This is a genomic window from Cellulomonas hominis (assembly GCF_005239125.1).
Taxonomy (GTDB): Bacteria; Actinomycetota; Actinomycetes; order Actinomycetales; family Cellulomonadaceae; genus Cellulomonas; species Cellulomonas hominis_A.
The window spans coordinates 1-2,766 of the sequence record NZ_SZYE01000293.1; the positions used below are offsets into that span (position 1 = coordinate 1).

Consider the following 2,766-nt stretch of genomic DNA (forward strand, 5'->3'; position numbering starts at 1 on the left):
GCCGCGTGCTCACGACCGTCGCGACCGAGCCCGGCGCCGACGGCCCGCGCGCGGTCCGCGCGTTCGCGGAGGGCTACCTGCTGGCCGCCTACCGCGTGCAGCGGATCGGCGCGCCCGCCTCGCCGACGGAGGCGCCGGCCGAGCGGCTGGTCGTCGTCGGCCGGGAGGGCGTCCGGGTGCAGGCCGCGCTCGACGAGGCCGTGCGCGGCGCGACCGCCACCTGGCTGGTGCGCGACCTCGCCAACACCCCGTCCAGCACCAAGGACCCCGCCTGGGTCGCCGACCGCGCGTCGGAGCTGGCCCGCGCGGCCGGCCTGCGGGTCGAGGTGCTCGGCCCCCGCGAGCTCGAGGCCCAGGGCTTCGGCGGCATCCTCGCCGTCGGCGCCGGGTCGGCGTCGCCGCCGCGGCTGGTCACCGTCTCCTACGACCCGGCGGGCCCGGCCGGCACCGCGGGTCGCCGCCGGCAGCACGTCGTGGTCGTCGGCAAGGGCATCACCTACGACACGGGCGGCCTGTCCATCAAGCCGCGCGAGGCGATGGTGCCGATGAAGACCGACATGGCCGGCGCCGCCGTCGCGCTCGCGACCGTGCTCGGGGCGGCCGCCGCCGAGGTGCCGCACCGGGTGACCGCGGTGCTCCCGCTCGCGGAGAACCACTTCGGCGCCTCCTCGTACCGCCCGGGCGACGTCCTGCGGATGTGGGGCGGCCGCACGGTCGAGATCGCGAACACCGACGCCGAGGGCCGCCTGGTGCTCGGCGACGCGCTCGCCTGGGCCGACGCGACGCTCGCCCCCGACGTGCTCGTGGACGTCGCGACGCTGACCGGCGCCGCCAGCCTCGGGCTCGGCAAGCAGCACGCGGCGCTGTACGCCACCGACCCGCGGCTCACGGCGGCGCTCGAGGCCGCCGCCGCCGAGTCGGGCGAGCCCGTCTGGTCGATGCCGCTCGTCGAGGACTACGCCGACGCCGTGCGCTCCACCGTGGCGGACCTGCGGCACGTCCCGCAGGACGCGAAGTACGGCGGCGGGTCGATCACCGCGGCGCTGTTCCTGCGCGAGTTCGTGGGCACCCGGACGTGGGCGCACCTGGACATCGCCGGCCCCGCGCGGTCGACGGCGGACAAGCACGAGGTCACCGAGGGCGCCACCGGGTTCGGCGCGCGTCTGCTGCTGCGCTGGCTCGCCGCGCTGCGCTGACCCGGGCCGCGCTGACCCGGGCCGCGCGTCCGAGCAGCACGACGGCCGGCCACCCCGCGGGGTGGCCGGCCGTCGTCGTGCCCGGCCCGGTGGCTCAGCGGCGCACGGCCACCAGCAGGCCGTCGCCCACGGGCAGCATCGCCGGCATCAGCCGGTCGTCCTCCCGGACCAGCCGGCCCGTCTCGCGCACCAGCGTGGTCGCCTCGTCCCGCCGGGCCGGGTCCGCGACCCGGTCGTGCCAGAGCGCGTCGTCGACGGCCAGCACGCCACCCGGCCGGAGCAGCCGCACGGCCCGCTCGACGTACGCCGGGTAGCTCTCCACGTCGGCGTCGACGAACACCAGGTCGTACGCCCCGTCGGTCAGCCGCGGCAGCACGTCCAGCGCCCGGCCGGAGATGGTGCGGGTGCGCGCCGCGCGGACGCCCTCCTCGGCGAACGCCTGCTTGGCCGCGCGCTGGTGCTCCACCTCGACGTCGATCGTGGTGAGCACGCCGTCCGACGGCATCCCCCGCAGCAGGTGCAGGCCGCTGACGCCCGCCCCGGTGCCGACCTCGACCACGGCGCGCGCCCGGGACGCGGCGGCCAGCACGGTGAGCGCGGCGCCGGTGCCGGGCTGCACGGGCGTGCAGCCGAGCTCGCCCGCGCGGTCCCGCGCCCGCAGCAGGGTGTCGTCCTCGGGGACGAAGCCCTCGGCGTAGACCCAGCTCGCGGCCTTGTCGGTGGCGATGATGTCCTCCTGGTCGGGGGGTCGTGCGCGCCGGGTGCGGCGGGCGGTGCGCGGACGTGGCGCCGCCGCGGGCCAGCCTAGTGCGCGCGGCGGCCGGGCGGCCCGCGGCGCCCCGCGGCGTCACCCGCGCGCGAGGGAACCGGGCGGGACGTGTGCGCGTTGTGCGGAAGAAGGGGTGGGCCCGGTTCGCACCGGGCCCCGCGCCCTGGGACACTGGGTCCCTGGGACTTCGCGCCGCACCCGCGGCCCCCGAGCAGAAGGACGTGGATGGCGACCTCGTTGCCCGACCCGGACTGGCAGCCCCCGACCTGGGAGGCGATCGTCCGGGAGCACTCCGCGCGTGTCTACCGCCTCGCCTACCGGCTGACCGGCAACCGGCACGACGCCGAGGACCTCACGCAGGAGGTGTTCGTCCGCGTCTTCCGGTCGCTGTCGACGTACACCCCCGGGACGTTCGAGGGCTGGCTGCACCGGATCACGACCAACCTGTTCCTCGACGGCGCCCGCCGCCGCCAGCGCATCCGCATGGACGCGATGGGGGAGGACGGCGACCGGTACCCCGCGACCGGTGCCGGCCCCGAGCGCGCCTTCGAGCACGAGAACCTCGACGTCGACGTGCAGCGCGCGCTCGACGAGCTCCCCCCGGAGTACCGCGCGGCCGTCGTGCTGTGCGACATCGAGGGGCTGTCGTACGAGGAGATCGCGGTGACCCTCGGCATCAAGCTCGGCACCGTGCGCTCGCGCATCCACCGCGCCCGCGCGCGGCTGCGGGTGGCGCTCGAGCACCGGGCGCCCTCGGCCGCACGCGCGGCGACGGCGGAGCCCGCGGGCGACCCCGCCGAG

General features: G+C 77.7%; 3 protein-coding genes. 2 read left to right on the forward strand and 1 reads right to left on the reverse strand.

The window, feature by feature from the left end; genetic code table 11:
* On the forward strand, positions 1–1,196 hold a 1,196-nt coding region (locus FA014_RS18990), incomplete at its 5' end, for a leucyl aminopeptidase family protein (protein WP_154731170.1).
* 94 nt (positions 1,197–1,290) lie between these two features.
* Here FA014_RS18990 and FA014_RS18995 read toward each other — a convergent pair.
* The gene (locus FA014_RS18995) at positions 1,291–1,923 is read right to left on the reverse strand and encodes an O-methyltransferase (RefSeq protein ID WP_154731171.1); all 633 of its coding nucleotides are present in this window, start codon (positions 1,921–1,923) and stop codon (positions 1,291–1,293) included.
* Positions 1,924–2,190: 267 nt separating this feature from the next.
* Between FA014_RS18995 and sigE the strand changes: the two genes are divergently transcribed.
* The coding region (gene sigE, locus FA014_RS19000) for an RNA polymerase sigma factor SigE (RefSeq protein WP_154731172.1) at positions 2,191–2,766 on the forward strand (576 nt) is incomplete at its 3' end.